General features: G+C 51.9%; 20 protein-coding genes. 16 read left to right on the top strand and 4 right to left on the bottom strand.

Going from position 1 to position 21,083, the window contains the following annotated elements:
• Positions 1–9: 9 nt before the first annotated feature.
• Entirely contained in the window at positions 10–1,080 is a 1,071-nt protein-coding gene (gene cax, locus A3844_RS02695) for a calcium/proton exchanger (protein ID WP_074088572.1), read from the bottom strand.
• A 153-nt stretch (positions 1,081–1,233) separates the two neighbouring features.
• On the opposite strand from cax, the gene A3844_RS02690 reads away from it, so the two are divergent.
• Positions 1,234–1,599, top strand: coding sequence for an Asp23/Gls24 family envelope stress response protein (locus A3844_RS02690; protein ID WP_019911482.1), 366 nt, complete (start codon positions 1,234–1,236; stop codon positions 1,597–1,599).
• A gap of 134 nt (positions 1,600–1,733) precedes the next feature.
• Here A3844_RS02690 and ftsW read toward each other — a convergent pair whose 3' ends face one another.
• Complete coding sequence (gene ftsW / locus A3844_RS02685) at positions 1,734–2,978, bottom strand: putative lipid II flippase FtsW (protein WP_074088573.1); 1,245 nt, start codon at positions 2,976–2,978, stop codon at positions 1,734–1,736.
• On the bottom strand, positions 2,975–3,322 hold the full coding sequence (locus tag A3844_RS02680) for a YugN family protein (RefSeq protein ID WP_074088685.1): 348 nt from the start codon (positions 3,320–3,322) through the stop codon (positions 2,975–2,977). The genes ftsW and A3844_RS02680 overlap by 4 nt, the downstream gene beginning before the upstream one ends.
• Before the next feature lie 238 nt (positions 3,323–3,560).
• On the opposite strand from A3844_RS02680, the gene A3844_RS02675 reads away from it, so the two are divergent.
• The 15 genes from A3844_RS02675 to A3844_RS02605 all read left to right on the top strand — a co-directional run bounded on the left by A3844_RS02675 (position 3,561) and on the right by A3844_RS02605 (position 18,833).
• On the top strand, positions 3,561–4,730 hold the full coding sequence (locus A3844_RS02675) for a M20 family metallopeptidase (RefSeq protein WP_074106518.1): 1,170 nt from the start codon (positions 3,561–3,563) through the stop codon (positions 4,728–4,730).
• 77 nt (positions 4,731–4,807) lie between these two features.
• Complete coding sequence (locus tag A3844_RS02670) at positions 4,808–5,239, top strand: CBS domain-containing protein (protein ID WP_083606649.1); 432 nt, start codon at positions 4,808–4,810, stop codon at positions 5,237–5,239.
• Between the two features lie 123 nt (positions 5,240–5,362).
• Entirely contained in the window at positions 5,363–7,063 is a 1,701-nt protein-coding gene (locus A3844_RS02665) for a DNA repair helicase XPB (RefSeq protein WP_074106517.1), read from the top strand.
• Entirely contained in the window at positions 7,060–9,018 is a 1,959-nt protein-coding gene (locus A3844_RS02660) for a helicase-associated domain-containing protein (RefSeq protein WP_074106516.1), read from the top strand. The genes A3844_RS02665 and A3844_RS02660 overlap by 4 nt, the downstream gene beginning before the upstream one ends.
• Before the next feature lie 73 nt (positions 9,019–9,091).
• Positions 9,092–9,532: a YlbF/YmcA family competence regulator gene (locus A3844_RS02655; protein ID WP_074106515.1), complete on the top strand. Its 441-nt coding sequence runs from the start codon at positions 9,092–9,094 to the stop codon at positions 9,530–9,532.
• Positions 9,533–9,575: 43 nt separating this feature from the next.
• Positions 9,576–9,839 carry a YlbG family protein gene (locus A3844_RS02650; RefSeq protein WP_074088579.1) on the top strand — a complete coding sequence of 88 codons (264 nt, stop codon included), beginning with the start codon at positions 9,576–9,578 and terminating at the stop codon, positions 9,837–9,839.
• A 123-nt stretch (positions 9,840–9,962) separates the two neighbouring features.
• Positions 9,963–11,429 (top strand): ethanolamine ammonia-lyase reactivating factor EutA, encoded by a 1,467-nt coding sequence (locus A3844_RS02645; RefSeq protein ID WP_074106514.1) that lies wholly within the window; start codon positions 9,963–9,965, stop codon positions 11,427–11,429.
• Between the two features lie 30 nt (positions 11,430–11,459).
• Positions 11,460–12,815, top strand: coding sequence for an ethanolamine ammonia-lyase subunit EutB (eutB, locus tag A3844_RS02640; protein ID WP_074101667.1), 1,356 nt, complete (start codon positions 11,460–11,462; stop codon positions 12,813–12,815).
• A 53-nt stretch (positions 12,816–12,868) separates the two neighbouring features.
• A complete protein-coding gene (gene eutC / locus A3844_RS02635; RefSeq protein WP_074106513.1) occupies positions 12,869–13,579 on the top strand; it encodes an ethanolamine ammonia-lyase subunit EutC in 711 nt (236 codons plus the stop codon).
• A 183-nt stretch (positions 13,580–13,762) separates the two neighbouring features.
• The gene (locus A3844_RS02630) at positions 13,763–14,671 is read left to right on the top strand and encodes an EAL domain-containing protein (RefSeq protein ID WP_074088583.1); all 909 of its coding nucleotides are present in this window, start codon (positions 13,763–13,765) and stop codon (positions 14,669–14,671) included.
• Positions 14,652–15,617 carry a GGDEF domain-containing protein gene (locus A3844_RS02625; protein WP_074088584.1) on the top strand — a complete coding sequence of 322 codons (966 nt, stop codon included), beginning with the start codon at positions 14,652–14,654 and terminating at the stop codon, positions 15,615–15,617. The genes A3844_RS02630 and A3844_RS02625 overlap by 20 nt, the downstream gene beginning before the upstream one ends.
• A 34-nt stretch (positions 15,618–15,651) precedes the next feature.
• On the top strand, positions 15,652–16,167 hold the full coding sequence (locus A3844_RS02620) for a hypothetical protein (protein WP_305953388.1): 516 nt from the start codon (positions 15,652–15,654) through the stop codon (positions 16,165–16,167).
• Between the two features lie 183 nt (positions 16,168–16,350).
• On the top strand, positions 16,351–17,250 hold the full coding sequence (locus tag A3844_RS02615) for a LysR family transcriptional regulator (protein WP_074106512.1): 900 nt from the start codon (positions 16,351–16,353) through the stop codon (positions 17,248–17,250).
• A gap of 89 nt (positions 17,251–17,339) precedes the next feature.
• Positions 17,340–17,909: a GNAT family N-acetyltransferase gene (locus A3844_RS02610; RefSeq protein WP_074106511.1), complete on the top strand. Its 570-nt coding sequence runs from the start codon at positions 17,340–17,342 to the stop codon at positions 17,907–17,909.
• A gap of 21 nt (positions 17,910–17,930) precedes the next feature.
• Complete coding sequence (locus A3844_RS02605) at positions 17,931–18,833, top strand: PHP domain-containing protein (RefSeq protein WP_074106510.1); 903 nt, start codon at positions 17,931–17,933, stop codon at positions 18,831–18,833.
• A gap of 221 nt (positions 18,834–19,054) precedes the next feature.
• Here A3844_RS02605 and A3844_RS02600 read toward each other — a convergent pair whose 3' ends face one another.
• Positions 19,055–20,980, bottom strand: a complete 1,926-nt coding sequence (locus A3844_RS02600) for an Rqc2 family fibronectin-binding protein (protein ID WP_074106509.1) — start codon at positions 20,978–20,980, stop codon at positions 19,055–19,057.
• Positions 20,981–21,083: the final 103 nt, after the last annotated feature.

Below are 21,083 nucleotides of genomic sequence, written 5' to 3'. Positions count from 1 at the left end.
TTTTTTGTCTTAGACGAGATAAAAAGAAACGCCGAGAATCATGTATACGGCAAGCAGGAGTAATCCCTCATACCAGTTGGTCGCCCCATCCTGAATGATGGATTTGGCGATGAAGACCGAGACGGCGATCGCGACAATCTCTATCGTGGTGAAGACAATGTCCATCGTGTTGCCCATGAAATAGCTGGCAAAGATCAGGACCGGGGCGACGAATAGAGCGATCTGCAGACTGCTGCCGACAGCTATTTCTACCGCTGCACCAATCTTGTTCTTCATGGCCAGCATGATTGCAGCGCTGTGCTCCGCGGCATTACCAATGATGGCAACAAGGAAGGCGCCGACAAAGAGCTCGCTGAAGCCGAAACGTTCGGTCAGAGTTTCCAGTGTACCCACCAGCCATTCACTGACGAAAGCAACCATTACTGTTGCCAGCACCAGATAAATAATCGATCTCTTCATGGACCAGGCTGGCTTATGCTCATTCGGCAGTTCTTCATCATTGTCTTCGGTAACGTCTGCCAGATATTTTTTGTGCGTAATCATGGAGAAGACCAGCCAGGCCATGTAGGCGGCGATCAGCAGTCCGGCGACCACGAGACTGAGTATATCCGTATCTTTTTCCGTGATGGAATGGGTATTGAAGAACATGGCGGGTACAAAGAGGGCAATGACCGCCACAATCATCAGAGAGCCATTTAGCCCAGCCAGCGTGACATTGAAGTTCTGAACTTTGAATTTCATGCCTCCGGCGAAGATACTAAGGCCCAGTACCAGCAGAAGATTACCGATGATGGAGCCGGTGAGGCTGGCTTTGACCATATCGAACAGCCCTTCCTTCACCAGGAAAAAGGCGATTATCAGCTCTGCCGCGTTGCCGAAGGTGGCATTTAGAAAGCCCCCCAGCCGCTGTCCGGCATAGTGAGCTACACTTTCGGTAGCCCTTCCCAGAAATCCGGCTACAAAAACGACCGAAATGGCAGAGAGTATGAACTGCAGCGTGTGGTCCCAGTCCGCATAATGTCCGATGGCGCTGAGGAGAAAGGTAACGGCTAACAGCGCGGGAGATATCCATTTTTTCAAGTAAGGCACACTCCAGTCTCAATATGTAGGTTGAATTCATAATCAATATACCCAAATTGTTCCTGTGTGTAAACGGAAATGCGAGAAAGTCATTTGCTTTTTAGCCTGTTTTCGAATTACAATAATTGATAATGAGTGTAGGGGGGTTATGGCATGGCGGAACAACTTCAACTGGAAATGGGTAACATACGGATATCAAATGACGTCGTCTCGAAGATTGCCGGACTGGCTGCTTTGGAGACCCCGGGAATTGCGGCCATGTCTGGTGGCTTGTCCGAGGGCTGGGCCAAGCGTCTCAGCGGCAAGAACGTGCAAAAAGGTGTAACCGTTGAAGTGGGGCAGCTTGAGGCCGCAGTGGACTTACGCATTATCGTTCTGTATGAAACTCCGATTCACGAGGTGTGCCGGATGCTTCAACAGAATGTACGCGAGGCTGTGGAGAGCATGACGGGACTTCATATCGTTGAAGTCAACGTTAAGGTAGAAGGCGTGGCTTTTAAGAACGACGAAATTTCGTAAGCGGTATACCGCTGAAGAGGGCAGCTTGCTGACCTGAATACCAAAAGGCAGTCCGGGAGGTTATCCTGGGCTGCCTTTTGTTTGGTGAAATCATATAAAAATTCATTTCTCGCTGAAACGACACATCTGTACCGTCAGCGGGCGCGTACCTGTCTAACGGTAGTAACCGATTTCGTGACTTCCTCTTTGGCTGGCCGGTTGGTCTCTCTTGATATACTAAGCATAATCCCCATGGAGAGCATGGTAACCAGCAAGGAGGAACCGCCATAGCTGATGAATGGAAGGGTTACCCCGGTAAGCGGAATCGTGTTGGTGACACCGCCGATGTTGACAAAGGCCTGGATGGCAATCAGACCCATGACCCCGATGCCGACAAGGGTTCCGAAAGGATCCGTGCATCTGAGCGCAATCAGGATGCCCCGCCAAATGAAGTAGAGGTAAATTAACAGAAAAATGGATGTCCCCACAAATCCCAGTTCTTCACCGATAACGGCAAAGATGAAGTCTGTATACGGATAGGGCAGGTAATGCAGCTTCTGGATACTTTGCCCGAAGCCGGAACCGCGGGTTCCACCCTCCCCAAGAGCAATCAAGGACTGAACGATATTGAAGCCGCTGTCTTCAGCGTCTGCCATAGGGTTTAAGAAGGCGCTGATCCGGTCCTGTTTGTAGTCCTGGCTGCCTGCCGTGGTCCCTGAGGACGGTGACAGGGAATCAATGGCTGTTTTCGCTCCCATAACAATGCCGACACCCAGCACAAGCAGAGCAATGGAAGCCATAATGTGCTTCATGCTCGCCCCTCCTGCGTAGATGACAAGCCCGCTGGTGGCAACAAGGATAAGACATGAACCTAAATCCGGCTGCATCATAATGAGTCCGGCTACAATCCCGACAATAACCATCACCGGAATATATCCAGTGCGCAAATCTCTAAGCCGCTCGCCTTTTTTGGTAATCAGGGCAGCCAGATAGAGAATGATGGATATTTTGGCCAGCTCCGTGGGCTGGATGCCGAGACCCCCGATGCTGAACCAGCTTTTGGCACCGTTGATTTTCTCTGTGGACGCTACGAACAATAGCAGAACTAATGTAATCATGAAGATTGGTGCATACCATTTCTTGAATTTAGTGTAGTGGATATTCATGGTCATAAACATGACGATGCTTCCAAGCACCACCCAGATGATCTGGCGTTTAACAAAAAATAAGGGATCATTTCCGAACTTTTCACTGGCTAAGGTAAGGCTTGAACTGGAGCTGAAGACCATCACGAGTCCAAAGCCGACAAGCAGGAGAGTCAGAATAAGCAACTGGAAATCAGGCGTTCCTCTTTTGGGCAGGCTGACATTTTTTGTCGTCGTTCCCTTTACACTTCTCAAGCCTCAAGCAGCGCTTTCAGTTCAAGAATATGCTTCGCTGCATCGTCCAGAACAGGTGTAGGAACCGGAGATTCATACTCCAGACCATGAGGAAAGGTGGCTTTGCCCAAGTAAACGGCTTCAATGGCGAGCACAGCGTCCGACTTTTCCAGCTTGCCCTCGACAGCACGTGTATTGATCCGTAAAAAATATTCTCCGCCGTTCTGCTTGTCTTCGATTTTGCAGTCGTAAGTGGCACGGTAGTATTCCCACTGCCAGCGGATGAACCCGGCTTTGGCGGCACTTTCGTCCAGATAGAGAAGGTCGCTTTTCAATCCAACGAGGCCCGTGTTCTCAAATATCATAGCGCACATATCCCCCTTATGAAGTATAATCATAATTTCATGTTCAATATTATAGATGTACTTTTTCATGATAGTATGTTTCCCGGTGTTCTGCAAGGCATGACAGGCCTATCAGTACCCTCTTTTTTGTGTTTCTGCTACAATAATAGAAATATAGCCTTAACGGCTGAATGGAAGTTGAACGGAAGGTTCGAAAGCCTGTCCAAAGCGGGAATCAAGAGAAGGGAATGGATCAGATATGGAGAGGTTAGTGCTTGAACAGCTGCTGCCGGATATGGTGGAATGGCGCCGGCATTTGCACCGTCATCCGGAGCTGTCTTACCAGGAGAAAGAGACATCGGCATTTGTTGCTGCCAAGCTTGAAGAGTTCGGGATTGGGATCATTAGAAGCAAGGCGGGTTATGGATTGACCGGGATATTAAAGGGGCAGAAGCCTGGGAAAACGGTCGTTCTGCGTGCAGATATGGATGCTCTTGCCATCACGGAAGAGAACGGCCGGGAATATGCCTCACAGAAACCTGGAGTCATGCATGCCTGTGGTCATGATGGACATACGTCCATGCTGCTTGCGGCTGCATCCTATTACAGCAGCCGGAAGGAAGAACTGCAAGGAGAGCTGCGCTTCCTGTTTCAGCCTGCGGAGGAGATTTGCCCCGGCGGAGCGCTGGGAATGATTGCTGAAGGGGTACTGGAGGGGGCGGATGCGGTCTACGGTCTGCATCTGTGGACACCGCTGCCCTTTGGAACGGTAGCCAGCGCACCCGGGCCGCTGATGGCATCAGCGGATGAATTCTTCATCGACATCATCGGCAAAGGCGGACATGCCGGTACTCCACATCGCACGGTCGATAGTATTGTGGCCGGAGCTGCTCTTGTGACGCAGCTACAGAGCATTGTGAGCCGGTCCGTAGACCCGTTACGGCCTGCTGTAGTCAGTGTGGGTACGATTCAGGGAGGTTCGGCCCAGAATATCGTTTCGGAGAGATGCAGGCTCACCGGGACGGTGCGTGCATTCGATGAGGAGACCCGTTATCTCATCCGCCATAGAATGGAAGAGATCGTGGCTTCCGTGGCGGCGGCCTATGGTGCGGAAGCTAAGATGGAATATTTGATGGGTTATCCCCCGCTGGTAAATGATGAAGCGGAATTCCGCCGTTTTTTCCGTGTGGCTCCCGCAGCACTTGGAGATTCGGTCAAAGTTGTTCAGATGGAGAAAATCATGCCGGCAGAGGATTTTGCATATTATGTCAAGGAAGTTCCCGGCTGTTTCATCTTTGTTGGAGCGGGCAACCCGGATAAAGATGCGGTGTACCCGCATCACCACAGCAAATTCGATTTTGATGAGGATGCCTTGTTGTATGGTGCGAAACTGCTCGTAGCGATGGCTGATTCCTGCCTGAATGAATAAATAATGGTGCATAAATTTACAGTTTAAGGGGACCCTACTTCCGAAGAACATGGACAACATGATAGGAGGGTTCAATCTTGAAGACAGTCAAAGAAGTGATGACAACGCATCCTGTGTGTGTGACACTGCAGGACAATATCTATGAGGTTGCCGTGAAAATGAGAGATGCTGATACAGGTGTAATCCCCGTTGTTGATTCAACGGATCGAGAAACCTTGATTGGTATCATTACGGACCGGGACTTGGTCATCCGTGGTTATGCACAGAAGCATTCTGGTTCAACTTCCGTGGAAACGGTAATGACCAAAGGGATCACAGCTGTTTCTGAATCGACCTCTGTGGACGAAGCAGCCGATCTGATGGCTTCCAAGCAGATCCGGCGCATACCGGTAGTGAACGGGAAAAAGCTGATCGGGATTGTATCGCTGGGCGATTTGGCAGTGAAGAACATTTTCGCTGATGAAGCAGCTGATGCCCTGACTGACATTTCGCAGCAGCATCTGCATTAGATAAGCATTAGGGGAAGCTCATGTCCGTTGTTTACGGGGGTGGGCTTTTTCCTGCTACCTTCTTATTTCAAAAGATACATAGTCCCGGGAGACCATAGCCAGATTCGTATTGGAGGGTTTTGGATGAAAGGAAGCGGAATAGGAGCGTGCATTGTCCGTAAGGACCGGACCCTGCTGCTGGAATGCGGACATCCCGGTTTTGAGGCGGCAAGAATGGACTTGGCCGATTATTGCGAGCTTGTGAAGAGTCTCCCTGCCTATCACACTTACCGGGTTACCCCTTTGTCACTTTGGAATGCGGCGGCTGCAGGCAAGACTGCGGAAGAAATAATACAGAGTCTGAGCCTGCTATCGCGCTCGGGGATTCCCGCAGGCCTGGAGGAAGAAGTCAAACTTCTGGTATCCCGTTACGGAAGACTGCAACTCTATGCTGATTCGGCCGATCTTTCGCTGATGATCCTGCGCGCTGACACCCCTGGGCTATTAGACGAATTGGCAGAACAAGCAAGCTTGGTTGAGGTCGGTCTGGTAAGAACGGCTCCATTGGAATACCAATGTCCGGCAGAACAACGGGGTCTGCTGAAGCAGGAACTGACGAGGATGGGGTTCCCGGTTCTTGATTATGCAGGATATCGGGACGGTCAGGCACTACATGTGCCATGGAAGGAATCTGCCGGGAGTGGAACGGCTGCCGTTTGGGATGCTTTTGGTCTGCGTGACTATCAGGACGCAGCGGTCCGCAGGTTCGAGGGAATGGGCGGGAGCGGTGTTGTTGTTCTGCCCTGCGGTGCAGGTAAGACGATTGTGGGTCTGGCGGTGCTGGAGAGTCTCCAATGCGAGACACTGATTCTCACTTCAAGCGCTACCTCAGTGACGCAGTGGCGGGAAGAGCTGCTGACGAGAACCGGTCTGGATGAAGAATCTGTAGGCGAATATAGCGGCGTGAAAAGAGAGGTCCGGCCGGTTACGGTGACGACATATCAAATGATGACGCACCGGCGATCCAAAGGAGGATCTTTTGTTCATATGAATCTGTTTACGCAGCGGAATTGGGGACTGATTATTTACGACGAAGTGCACCTGCTTCCGGCTCCGGTGTTCAGAGCTACAGCAGATATCCAGGCCACCAGGCGGCTTGGACTGACCGCAACATTAGTCAGGGAGGATGGGCGTGAAACGGATGTATTTTCTCTTATCGGCCCTAAATGCTATGAAATTCCCTGGAAGGTGCTGGAGAAGCAGGGATGGATAGCGGCTGTAGACTGCATAGAAGTCGTTGTGCCTATGCCTGATGAGTTAAGGCTCAAGTATCTGTATGCCGGAGAAAGAGAGAAGTTCCGGATCGCTGCAGGCAATCCGGCGAAGATTGCGGCTGTGGCGAGGATTGTTAGCACACATCCTAATGAACCCGTGCTGGTCATCGGGCAATACCTGGACCAGCTTAAGAACTTGGCGGAAAGCCTGGAAGCGCCGTTGATTACTGGGAAAACGCCTCAGCGCGAGCGGGGCGAGTTGTATTCTGCTTTTAGAGAGGGAAGACTGCGGCTTCTGGTTGTATCCAAGGTAGCGAACTTTGCCGTGAATCTTCCGGATGCTTCGGTGGGCATTGAGGTATCCGGTGCCTACGGTTCCCGGCAGGAGGAGGCCCAGCGCCTGGGGCGTATTTTGCGGCCGAAGCCGGGTGAGAACAAGGCCTACTTTTATACACTTGTGTCGGGAGACAGCAGGGAACAGGATTTTGCTTTGCGCCGCCGTCTGTTTCTGACCGAGCAGGGCTATGAGTATGCTGTCCAGACGGAGCAGCAGGAGGAGATCATCCTATGATGGGGTTATCTAGGGAAGCATTACTGGTGCTCCACCAAATCATCAGAAACTACGCCGCGCAACGGTTTACAGAAGCTCAGGCAGAGCAATTGTCTCCAGTGTCACTGTGCCGGGTAGAACTGCATCTGGCTCTTATGGAGCTGCGGGAGGCGGGTGTGCTGGAGCTTCGGCAGAAATTATGGGGGGAGCGGCTGTATCAAATTTCCGGTCAGTACCTCCCTTTTTTTCTACAGAAGCTGTTTCCCGGTTCACCTGTCCGGGCAGCAGGAAGGGTGGCGGTAATTGAAGCGGAGGCCGGACCGGAGCTCGCTGGACAATTGTTTCGAACGCTGGTGTTCATCGCCAGTGAAGGGCTTCCGGTTACTGCCAAAGGAGCCATCCATAAAAAAAATATCAGTCGTCTGGCCGCCACGCTTACTCTGCCGGAGGAACAGTTGAAGGGGCTGTTCCCGCCGGATCAGCTAGCGTTGTATCCGTTCCCGCTTCCGGTCATGGTTATGCTCGATCTCCTGCTATGCCTGGGGCTTGTCCGCCGCACAGATTCGGCGTATCTTCTGGACACAGGTATGCTGGAAAACTGGCTGCAACTTTCAGGCATACAGATGTCGAATCTGCTGTACGGAGTGATATTGAACCGTTACGGCCTTCTGGGGCCTGCAGAGCAGCATTTCCGCTATATCATTTCCTCATCCGGGTATTATTCAGGCCAGTGGTTTATGATCCGGGATATTCTGGTCTGGATGTCTGAAATGGGACTGGCCCTTGGACAATCCATGGAAACGCTGGAGGCTTCTGCACGGAATTGGCTCAGAGCGCTGGCCGGATTCGGCTGGTGTGAGCTGGGAAGTCTGGATGACGGATCAGCTTGTTTCCGCTGGACAGCGGTCAGACCAGAGATCCATCCGGGCGAGCCTGCTTCGTTCTCCAGCCCCAGCAGCGGCATTCCAGCACAAGAGATCGGAGCTGAGAAAAAAAGGGATCAGGAGGCCTTAGTGCAGCAAGCTGGAAAACGGCCGGTTTCCGCGTCTCCCGGATTCATTGTGCAACCGGATTTTGAGGTGCTGCTTCCTCCAGAGAGTCCTTACAATCAGCGCTGGATGCTCGCAGCTTGTGCAGAACTACTGCATAGTGATGATCTATGGAGCTACCGGCTGACCCGGAACAAGCTGGAATCTGCAGCAGAGCAGGGGCTGTCACCGCAAAATGTGATTAGCTGGCTGGCAAAGCATGCAAAGGGCGGACTGCCGGACCAGGTGGAGCAGTCTTTGGTGCAGTGGGGCAAAGGAATCGGCAGAACAGAGCTCTCAGAGGTAATCCTGCTGTCTTGCCGTTCCGAGGCAGACGGAAATGATATCGCTGCCCATCCCCGTGTGGCTGGAATTCTGTCCCGCTTAGGGCCATTGCATTTTATCGTCCGTGCGGAAGATATCGAGCTAGTACGAAAGGAATTGGGAGCAGCAGGAATGGCTCCAGCCAAGAGGATAGCAGGACAGGAAGAAAAGCCCGGGAAGGATTGGCCGTTAGTCAGCGGGAGTAGGGAGAACCTGTCTTCTGCAGCTGTCTTTTCCGTCGATGGTACAGAACGCGGTCTGCTTGTAAGCGCCCCGGAACTGCCAAGAGTACCTTTCAATCCGCATGCCGCAGAGGAGGCGATACTTACTGGTCTCGAGTCTGTTCCGCAAATGTGGATGAAGCAATGGCGCAAGTATCATGTTACGACTGCCCAAAAAGTAATGGAGCAGGCTTTGGAATGGGGGATTAAGGTCCGTTTGACCCATAAGGGACAAGACTGTGAATTTATCCCTGTACGGATCAGCCGCAATCCTTGGGAAGTAAAAGGTGTGCTGCTTTCCGTGGATTCGGATAGTGTGGAGGAGATGCGGCTGGGCGCGGACGATTGGCAGGAAATGCAGCTCATCATTCCCAAATTGCGGAGAAATTCCTCTTCTGCTTAGGCTAGCGGGTATGGTATGATAGGAGAGTCTACGGTATGCAGTAGAACATTAACGCAGAAACGAGTTGAAGTTCATGAGCGTAGCGGAATTGAATACGGTCGATATGGCCGAAGTGCTGACATACGCCTATGAATTAGGTGATATGATTAATCAATCCGCCGAAGTGTCGGATTACTTATACTGGAAAGGACGGGTGGATGCCAGCCCGGAAATCCAGGCCATGGTCAAGCGGCTGCAAGGGAAGAAGGAGCTGTTTGAGGAGACACAGCGGTTTGGACATTTTCATCCTAACTATCATTCAGCCAAGGATGAGGTTACAGCGGTAGAGCAGGAGCTTGAGCAGTTCGAAGAGGTTGCCCGCTTCAAGCAGGCAGAGAAAAACCTTGATGATATGCTTCATTCCATGTCAGAAACCATTGCTTATTCGGTATCGGAGAGCATTAAGGTTCCAAGCAATGACCCGTCTCCCAAAGGCGGAGGATGCGGCAGCGGCGGCAGCTGCTCCTGCGGATAGATAGGCTTCTGATCAGGGGAACAGAAAGTGAGGCGAATAGCTGATGTTTGCGGAACGAACAGGATATATTGTATGGGTTAGTGACGTTAAGGCGGCACGGAATCTGGAGAAATACGGGACTTTGCATTATGTATCCAGGAAGATGCATTACGCCGTGATGTATGTGAACGCGGAACGAGCCGAGGAAGTCATGAAGAACGTCCGCAGACTCTCCTACGTGCGCAAGATTGAAAGATCCTACCGAAATGAACTGAAGACAGAATATACCAGCAACGGACCGGACAAGACCCGTTATTATGGATTGTAGGTTCTGATCTTTGAGAATGAGCAGGTGCCAGGGCGGCATCTGCTTTTTTGCATAATTTACATAGGAACAGGTAGATCTGAAAGTCAGAGAGGGATATGAAGCAGGAGGGAGAACCCAAGGAACATGCAGAATGAAGAATGGCTCACAAGCGCAGGCATTGACATTGGAACCAGTACGACAAAATGTGTGTTCAGCCGTTTGAAAATAGAGCGGCAATCCGGCTTGTCCAGCCTTCCGCAGTTTCATATTACCGAACGAAATGTGTTCTATGAAAGCCGGATGCATCGAACACCGCTGATTGGAGATTCGCAGATAGATCTTGGGCAATTAGAGCGGATTCTAGCCAGCGAGTATAGCAATGCAGGTCTTTTGCCTGATGATATTCATACGGGTGCTGTTATCATTACCGGGGAAACAGCGTTTAAGCAGCAGGCGGATGTGGTATTGCATAGCCTTGCTGCAAGTGCAGGAGAATTCGTTGTTGCACAGGCGGGCGGGGATTTGGAAGCTGTGCTGGCAGGCAGGGGATCTGGGGCAGAAGCCCGTTCCCTGCACGTAAAGGGACAGGTAGTCAATGTGGATATCGGTGGCGGGACAGCCAATGCTGCTTTTTTCGAAGGCGGGAGCTGTATTCGAACGCTCAATTTCCATATCGGGGGCCGTTTGATCATGCTGGAAAGGGACGGGAGCATCACACGGATTTCCCCTTCTGTCCTGCAATGGCTGAAGGCTGCGGGTTTCAAGATGCTACAGGAGGGAGAGGTGGCTGAGATTGGCCGGCTCCGGCAACTTGCTGAGCGATGGAGCGAAATGCTGCTGGAGGGGATTCAAGAGACTGTGGACTGGAGCAAATATCCACTCATCTACGGAAATCCTGACAGCAGAAAGGTACGCGCTGAAACAGAGATTGCTGAGATCTGGATATCCGGTGGTGTAGGTGCGCTTATGGAGCAGGAGTCACCGCCAAACCTCGCTGAAGCCGCCAGATTCGGAGATATCGGACCGCTGCTGGCCTCGGCTTTGCGTATCGCCGGAATCCGTTATCCTGTAAAACTACAGGCTGCGCCAGAAGCGCAACGGGCTACCGTTATAGGGGCTGGAGTCCACACGGCAATGCTAAGCGGCTCAACCGTGTTCGCGGATCGGATGCTGCTCCCGCTGAGGAACCTACCTCTGGTGCGTGTGACATGGCATGACCAGCTTGGTGAAGAGCTAACCGCGATAGAGCTCGGAGTAAAAGAAGCTTTTGCGGAAGGGAAACAAAAATATGGGGGTGCAGGAACAGAGGCGTGCAAGTTCGCAGTAATTGTTCCGCATCTCTCTGTCTGCACCTATCCGATGATCCGCCGGATTGCCGAAGCTGCAGCTGCCTCGGCTCTTCATTATCAGCTGGAAATGGCTGTTATCATTTGTGAGAATGATATCGCAAAAGCGCTGGGGAATTGTATCCATCTGATAACGGGCGGGAACCTGCCTTGTGTATGCCTGGATCAGGTTGCGGCCCGGCATGGGGATTATGTGGACATCGGTGAGCCTGTAGGTGAAGGATATATTCCGCTAGCTGTAAAAACCCTTGTTTTTCATTCATGAGGGAAAAAACAAAGAAAGGGATTGAAGCCGATGAAATTGACGATCTCGCTACAAGGGGAGAGCTATGGCTTCCGCGATTTGAAGCAGCTGTTCGCTGCAGCCAATGAGGAGAGGTCAGGGGATATACTGGCTGGACTTGGAGCGGAGCATGCCAAAGAACGGATAGCGGCCAAGCTGCTGCTTGCGGATCTGACACTGGCCGATATCCGCAGCCACCCTATGCTCCCTCCAGAAGAGGATGAAATCTCAAGAGTCATCGAAGAAGGCGTAGATGAACAGGGATATCAGCGCATTCGCCACTGGACGGTGGGAGATCTTCGAGATCAGCTGCTGTCCCAAGACGCGGCCGGGGTTCAGGACATCAGCAAAGGATTGAACAGTGAGATGGTAGCAGCGGCTGCAAAGCTCATGTCCAACCTGGATCTGATTCAAGCCGCCGCCAAGTGCGAGGTTATCACCCGCTGCAATACGGTTCTTGGGGGCAGAGGAAGACTGGGGAGCCGGGCACAGCCCAACCATCCGACAGATGATCCTAAAGGCATGAAGGCTTCAATCTATGAAGCGCTGAGCTACGGTGTTGGGGATACGGTGATTGGGATTAATCCGGTCATCGATACAACCGACAACATCCTCCGGCTGTTCCATGAGACGATGGAGGTCATCCATCGCTGGAACATTCCGACTCAAAATAGTGTGCTCGCCCATGTCACCACCCAGATGAGAGCCATTGAAAAGGGCGCGCCAGCGGATCTGATCTTCCAGAGTCTTGCGGGTACGCAGAGCGGCAATGATTCATTTGGCATTAACCTGCGGCTGCTGGAGGAAGCTGATCAGCTGATTCAGGAGTCGGGAACGGCGAAGGGGGAGAACCGCTGGTATTTTGAAACCGGCCAGGGTTCCGAGCTGTCTGCAGGGGCCCATCATGGTATTGACCAGGTAACGCTGGAGTCCCGCTGCTACGGGCTGGCGAAGCGTTTCAAGCCCTTTATGCTGAATACCGTAGTTGGGTTCATAGGCCCGGAATATTTATATGACAGCAAACAGGTGATAAGAGCAGGCCTGGAGGATCATTTCATGGGTAAAATCCAGGGGCTGCCGATGGGTGTGGATGTCTGTTACACCAACCATATGCGGGCAGACCAGAATGATATGGATAATCTGGCTGTCCTGCTGGCTGCCGCAGGGGTGAATTTCATCATCGGGGTGCCCATGGCGGACGACTGTATGTTGAATTACCAGTCAACCAGCTTTCATGATATAGCTACTCTCAGGGAACTGCTGCGCTTGCAGCCCGGCGCTGAATTCGCGGCGTGGGCAGAGAGCATGGGCATTCTGCAGGACGGGCGGCTGACCGCGCTTGCCGGTGACCCGACGAGATTGATGTAGGTGGAATGGTCTCAAAAAAAGTATAGCTAACCAAACGTTCAGGAGGAAAAAATATGCCCTTTCGCGATGAAGACAGAATGCAGGAGCTGAAGCAGGCGACGCCCGCCAGAATTGGCACGGGCAGAGCGGGCACGCGGCCGACCACCCGTGAACTGCTGAAGCTGCGATATGATCATGCGGCTGCAGTTGATTCAGTGTACGGCAGCGTTAGCACCGACCTGCTTGCAGAGCTGGGGCTCTTCATGGTGGATTCCGGAGCGGTCGACCAAGAGCTATATTTAAGGAGACCGGATCTGGGCCGGCTCCTGCCGGATCACAGCATACAGCAGCTCATCCAGCGTTGTATTCCTTCCCCTCAAGTGCAGCTTGTGGTCTCGGACGGGCTCAGTGCCGGTGCCATTGAGCATAATGCGGGTGATTTGATTCCAGCGCTCCTGGATTCGCTGCAGGTGCAGGGTCTGAAGGCAGGGACTCCTTTTTTTGTAAGGAATGGGCGGGTGGGAATTATGAATACCATTGGAGATATTCTCCATCCAGAGACTATCGTGCTCCTGATCGGTGAACGGCCGGGGCTGATTACCTCCCATTCGATGAGTGCCTATCTCTGTTATAGACCGTGTGCCGGAATGACTGATTCGGATCGGATGGTCATCTCCAATATTCATCAAGGCGGGACACCTCCAGTGGAAGCGGGTGCTCATATAGGCAGTCTGATCGCCAGGATGCTGAAACAAAAAAAGAGCGGGGTTGGTCTGGTTCAGTAAACAGAATGAACGGGATCTAATTCCTGGACTGCCCAAATCAGGGCAGTTTTTTTGTGGACGAGGTCGTGGGAATTGTCGAAATGCCTCTGTTTTGCCTTGTACTTTTTATCGCTGCTTAATACTTCCGCTATATGCTGGGAAGAGAGTGACAAAATTCACGAGAGAAAACAAACAGGTGACCTAATGACGAAACGAATGGCAATAACCCAAAAACTGTCGGCAATTCCCCAGTATCTTCAGCACATCAACGGCAGGCTGCATAACGAGGTGAAGGAGCTGAGAAGGCTGTCGGCCCTGTTGGATATTATGAATCATGGGCGGCTGGATACCTTTTTCCAACCGATTCTGCAGCTGAGAAGCGGGCTGACGATGGGTCATGAGGTACTGAACAGGCCGCCCAACTCTACGCAATTTCCGACCACGGAGCATTTCTATGAATTTGCCGGCCGTACGGATCAGATGTTCAGATTCGAGCACTATTGCCGGCGGATTTCGCTATCGCGTTATATGGAACGGCTGCCGGAAGGAGGAGCAAAGACCGACACGCTTGTATTTATCAACGTACACCCGGGAGTCTTGAACGATGTCCGGCATAAAAGCGGTGAAACGCTCAGTCTCCTGCAGGAGCTGAATCTCTCCCCGGAGCGGGTTGTATTTGAATTAACCGAGCGGCAGGCAGTCCAGGATTATGTAGGATTCGAGAAAGTGCTGTCACATTACCGTGAGCAGGGCTTCCGAATTGCTGTGGACGATGCCGGCTCCGGTTATAACAGCCTCAAGACACTGGTCTATCTGAAGCCGGAGTTCATCAAGCTGGACAAATCCCTGATCCGTGGCATCCACGGCAACCGGGAGCAGCAGGAGCTATTGGAGCTAATCAGTGAATATGCCTATCGATCCGCTACCCGGGTCATTGCTGAAGGTATCGAAACGGAAGAAGAACTGCTGTATTTGCAAATGGCCGGCATTGAATTCGGACAAGGCTATGCGCTTGGCAGGCCCGGACACCGGCCGGTGCGGGGTGCTTTTCCAGCGGATTCCCCACAAGTTCCAGTTAGAGGAGGCTATAAGCATGTTTCTTCAGATCGGTGAAATTGCTGAACAAATTCCAGAGATCTCCCCTCACCAGAAATGCGCGTATGTAGACCATATCTTTAAGAGCAATCCTCAGCTCCAGGGTGTGGCAGTGACGGAGGGCGGGCAAGCGGTCGCATTGATCATGAGGATTCGCTTTTACCAGCAGATCGGTACACTCTATGGCTTCACCCTGTATATGGGCCGCTCCGTCGGACTGATCATGGACGGTTCACCGCTGGTTGTAGATTACAAAACACCGATTACCGAGGTCAGCCGGCTGGCGATGGACAGAAGTGAAGAGCATCTCTATGATTACGTGCTGGTCACCCATGAAGGGGCACTATTTGGAGCGGTAAGCGTAAGGGATTTGCTGCTTAATTTTGCCGAGATCCAGGCGGTGGCCGCGAGCTTTTTGAACCCACTGACCGGTCTGCCGGGGAATCTGAGCATAAATGAGTGGATGGTGAAATCGCTGCTGCAGGAGCAGTTCAGTGTTCTGTACATAGATCTGGATCATTTCAAGGCGTATAACGATACTTACGGGTTTAAGGAAGGCGACCGGATGATACAGGCCACCGCGGAGATTCTCAAGCATTGCACCTTGCGGCTGGAAGGGTTTTTGGGTCATATCGGCGGGGATGACTTTATTATTTTCATTGATGATTATCATTACGAGGAATATTGCCGGACCATTATGGAGGAATTTGATAAGGTGATGCAAGGGTTTTATCATCCAGGTCATTTAGCACAGCATTACGTGCTGACCGAGGGCCGATCAGGCGTGGTGGAAGAAATTCCGCTGGTTTCGATCTCAATAGCCGTTGTTACTAACCGTTACCGTCCATTCGATTCCATCGAAGACCTCTCCGGGGAGGCGGCAAGACTCAAGAAAAAATGCAAAATGATCAAAGGCAGCAGCTATGTCGATGACAGGGATCGCTCTGTAAGTAAAACCTGCTGAACCTTGGGCACTATAGACTGTAAGGGTGATATGCTTGAACAACAAACGTCAATGCGGTAATATTGACAACAATAAGAGCATGCCAAGACCCTTTCAGTGGAGTGTGATGATTATGCATGTCAAGGGGATGGAAACGTGGGGGGTGTACGAGCCCTTTCACATCATGCTGAATGAATACAGTGTGGCCGATATTGTTATAACACCGCATGCGAAAAGCCGTTATACAGACCGGATCAGTAAGGAAGACGGCAAGGACGTGGATATTGGCGCGTGGATATGGCAATGCGTGAAGCAGAACCGGGTAAGGCCGTATTCACAGAAAGAATATCACGCTTATTTGATCGACAATGACACATCAATGGTGGTTCAGTTCAAGGAACTGGAAGGGGCCACCACGATCTCCGGAGATCCGCTGTATGTGATGATTGTGGTTACGTTTCTCGGCAATATTTCATCGACTCCCCAGCTGCGGGATCTGAGAGCCTACTTTTCATGGCTGCGCCATTCCCGCCGCATAAAACTGGTGAAGAAGCGCCGCAGACGCAGATAACGAGCGCACAGTTACAGAGAAGGCATGCGGCGGAAGGCTGCATGTTTTTTTTGAAAATATAAGAATTTATATGTTTCACGCTATAAATCATCCTTATATTTCTCGCTGAAACGGATTCCGTCCCTTAAAAGGGCGGCGAAGCCGTTTCCACTTGAGTTTTTTATAATAGAAGGAGTCCTGAGCATGAATTTTCATCAGCTGCATATTTTTTATACCGTTTCCGAGAGAGGAAGTTTCTCTGCCGCGGCACAGACGCTTCACATGACACAGCCCGCAGTGACTATGCAGGTTCAGGCGCTGGAGGATTACTTCGGAGCCAAGCTCTTCGACCGTTCCAGTAAAAAAATAATCCTCTCGGAGGCCGGCCGCACGCTGCTGCCGTTCGCGCTGCGCAGCATTCAGCTGATGCGGGAGACGGACCAGGCGATGTCGGCGTTTACCCATATGCTGGAGGGACGTCTGCTGCTGGGAGCAAGCCTGACCATTGGAGAGTACGTGCTGCCGCGCCTTTTGGGTCCGTTTGGCAAAGCCTACCCTCACATTTCCATTATGATGAAGGTAATGAATACCTCTCAGCTGCTGGAGGAGATTCACAAGCATCAGCTGAATTTCGGCCTGATCGAGGCGCCGGTCTCCCATCCGGATATGGTCATTGAACCGGTTATGGGGGATGAGCTGAAGCTGATCGTACCCCGGGTGCACCCGCTGGCGGAGAAAGATGAAGTTACGCTTGCGGAAGCGCTGCAGCATCCGTTTGTGCTACGTGAACAGGGCTCAGGGACCCGCCGGGTTATGGAAGAACAATTGCTGGCCAAGGGACTGGATCCGGGGGCGATGCGAGTGGTGATGGAGCTGGGAAGTACAGGAGCCGTGAAATCGGCGGTGGAAGCAGGGCTCGGACTCACCATTATTTCTACCTCCTCGGTTAAACATGAAGTGGCGCTGGGATTACTGAAGATTGTCAACATTACGGATGCTTCGTTTAAAAGACAGTTTTATGCGATCCATCTCAAATCGACGCTGCTGCCTATTTCGGCGGTGACGTTTCTGACGTTTTTGCGTGACCATGCAGGAGATCAGTAAACAGTATAATCAATTTGTATATACGCTCATCCGCATATTTGGGGTATTATGGGAATCAATATGCTGAAATTATCGAGCGGAGGATACGTATGGCCATTGTACTGCAGGGAGAAAAAGTTACGCTGAGGGATCTGACGGAAGAGGACATCCGCACCATTTATTATTATGAATATGAAGCCGAGGACAGGGAGCATCTGCTCTGGAATGGTCCTTACGGGATGCAGGAATGGGAAAGCTACGAAACGTTCGCGTCAAAATTTACCGAGACCTTGGCTCTGGTATATACCGACGAGCCCCGCAGCCGTCTGGTGATTGATATTGACGGCGAACTCAAAGGAACGGTAGGCAGATATTGGGTGTCGAAGGAGACGAACTGGTTTGAAATCGGAATTGTTCTGTTTGATTCGCGTTTTTGGTCAGGCGGATATGGGACCGAGGCATTCCGGATGTGGATGGAATATCTTTTTGAGGCCATGGATACGGTCCGGCTTGGAATAGGCACATGGTCGGGCAATGTCCGGATGATGGGGTTGGCCGCGAAATGCGGCATGATCGAAGAGGCGCGGGTACGCAAGGCGCGGATTGTGCGAGGTGAGTACTACGATGCCATTAAGATGGGGATTCTTCGTGAGGAATGGGAATCAGCAAGGAGCCAATAGACTTGAAGGGCAGGTAGGATAATGGGGCAGGAGCATAGGAACAACCAATTAAAAGAACAGACGGGCAGCGGGTTCTCAGGCAGAGCCGATCTGCATACCCATACATTATCTTCGGACGGAATGCAGCCTCCGGCTGAGAATGTAAGATTGGCCTATGAAAAAGGGCTGGCGGCAGTAGCAATTACAGATCACGATACGGTGGCCGGAGTCGCTGAAGCTCTTGAGGCCGGGCGGAAATGCGGCATTACCGTTGTTCCCGGAGTCGAAATCAGTACGCGAGCCGGCGGGAAAGAGATTCATGTGCTGGGCTATTTCATGGATACAGAGCAGGAACTGTTTCTGTCCAGGCTTGCAGAGCAAAGAGATACCCGCGCGCAGCGGAATGAGGCGATCATTGCGAAGCTGCAGGGACTGGGCATCGACATTACGCTAGATCAAGTTACCGCAGGCATAGGACGGGAGCTGAAGCCCGACGAGAGCGTGGGCCGTCCGCATATTGCCGACGCATTGGTGCGTCTCGGGGCGGCTTCGGATATGCGTGATGCGTTCGACAAGTATCTGGCTGAAGGCGCAGCGGCTTATGTGTCACCGCCGCGCATCACACCGGAGCTGGCATGCGACTGGATTGCCGAAGCAGGCGGAGCAGCGGTACTTGCCCATCCAGGAATCTACGGGGATGATGAGCTGGTCCGTGGTATTATTGAACGCAGTGCGCTGCGCGGCATTGAGGTTTACCATTCAGATCACGGCCCTGCCGATGAAGAACGTTACCTCGCGCTCGCTGAAGAATACGGACTCCTGGTCACTGGCGGTTCGGATTTCCACGGTGCGCGCCAAGGGGTTGTGTTTCATGGAGAGATTGGCAGCGTTTCGGTGCCGGTCGCGGTGCTGGAGCGGCTGAAGGGTGAGTCATCCGGATTTTAGGTAAAGTGAAGCTGAATTGCGCATGGGAAGTGGTCCGTGGTCTGGAATATGCCGACTGAGCAAAGCAACGGCAAAAATGCCGTTCTTAGCGACTCCCTTCGTGCCATTCCCGCTTTCGTGATATATAAAGAACCACCAGCCAAGGACATCTGTCTTTTGGCTGGTGGTTCTTTATGTTTAAGAATGCAGTCCAGAGTTACAGCAGCAATGCGTAGTATGCCTTAATTCTTGAGCGTATTCGGCAGACTCTTGATCCGTTCCTCATCAGGAGTGACGAATAGGGTCTTTTGATGATCGTAGATCACGAAGCCGGGCTTAGCCCCGCTGGGCTTGCGGACATGACGGATGAGTGTACAATCCACAGGGACACTGCTTGATTGTTTGGCTTGGCTGAAATAAGCAGCCAGTTGTGCGGCTTCCTCAAGCGTAGCATCTCCAAACGACTCGCTGCGGATCACCACATGAGAGCCGGGAATGTCCTTGGTGTGCAGCCAGGTATCATTGGCCGAAGCCAGACGGTTGGTGACATATTCGTTTTGAAGATTGTTTTTACCGACATAGATTTCCACGCCTTCCGAAGAAGTGAACACCTGCAGGGTAGGGCGGGTGGCTTTTTTCTTCTTTTTACCCTTTTTGCTGCGGTCACGCAGGTAGCCCTGACCCACTAGCTCATCGCGGATTTCCTCGATGTCATTCAATGAAGCATGGGCCAGTTGCTGCAGTAGTGTTTCCATGTAAGCAATTTCCTCATGGGTTTTGAGCAGCTGTTCGTTGATCACCAGCAGGCTGTTCTTGTATTTGTTGTATTTCTTGAAATACCGCTGTGCATTGTCTGAAGGAGTGAGCAGCGGATCTAGCGGGATGGTGATTTCCGCCTGGTCCTCATCGTAATAATTCACAAGTGTAGCTTGCTTGTCGCCTTTGGAGACAGCATGTAATGAAGCGAACAGCAGCTCACCCCAGATCCGGAATTGATCGGCGTCCTGGGCTTCATCCAGGTCTTTTTGCAGATTGGCTAGCTTCTTGACGTTTTTGCTCCGTTCATTGCTCAGGAAACGGATCAGGTCACTAACCCGCTGCTTCACTGTATCTCGCTCGGCTTTATCTCCGTAATAATCCTCCAGGCAAGCGCTGATGGAGCTGTAATGCTTCACATGCTCATCCTCAAGTGTAAGTGCGATGGCCGAGAAGACGGGTTTGCCTTTGGCGTTTGCTCCTGACATCGGGGAAAAGCTGTCTACCCGTACCGGCGCAAGCACTTTGTCAAAAGATCTCCATAATGACGTCATCTCTTCCGTCCAATGTTCATCCGACTCGGGTGAAACGACAGATGTACTACCTGCGGAGTCGGCTGCTGAAGCAGGTCCGGTTACACCGCTCTGCCGCACAATCTCTCCGGCAATTAGCGGACTGATGCCGCTGAAGGCATGCACGATCCATTGGATAGGGTCGGCTGAAGGCGCTGGACCGCCGGAGCCGTCCGCCTTGGGCTCCTCCAGCGACTTCAAGAGGTCAGCGAGCTCACCCTCAATCATCTCTTCTGGCTCCTGCTCTTCACCGGAGCCAGCTGTCAGCGCATCCTGCTCAGCAGCTGCTGCGAGACTTATAAATGCCTCTTGGCCGATTACCAAAGGATTCAGCTTATGCTGCTGCGGCGGCTCAATATAGGCGATACCGGGCATAACATTCCGGTAGCTGCTGATTGTCGGAGTAACGTGATGAATACCGTCGATAATGGTGCCTGTTGCAAGATCGGTAAGAATGATATTGCTGTGCCGGCCCATCAGCTCGATGATGATTTTTTTGGCCGATACATCTCCGAGCTCATCCCGGGTCCTTACCTGGATATGAATGATGCGCTCCAACCCAACTTGACTGATGCTCTCGATGGTTCCGCCTTCACAGTGTTTGCGCATCAGCATGCAGAACATCGGCGCTTCCGCCGGATTAATGCTGTTTCTGTCGGTCAGATGAACCCGCGGATAAGTAGGATTGGCAGAGAGCAGCAGCTTACCGCCACCCCCGGAGCCACGGAGGATGAAGATTAGATCGTGTGTACTGGGTTGATATATTTTGCCGATACGTGCACCGATAAAGGATTGAAGCTCGTGCACGATCGCTCTGGTTACTATGCCGTCTAATGCCATGATCATGTTCTCCTGTCGCCTGATAATAAAGTACTCTCTCTATGATGCCATACTTTGACACATTTGCGCAAAAGGAGAAGCCATGGGAGAAGTGATATTTTGG

It is taken from the genome of Paenibacillus helianthi, assembly GCF_001909055.1.
Taxonomy (GTDB): Bacteria; Bacillota; Bacilli; order Paenibacillales; family Paenibacillaceae; genus Paenibacillus_AQ; species Paenibacillus_AQ helianthi.
The sequence above is the reverse complement of the archived record's forward strand: the minus strand, read 5'-3'. Positions and strand labels throughout refer to the sequence as shown.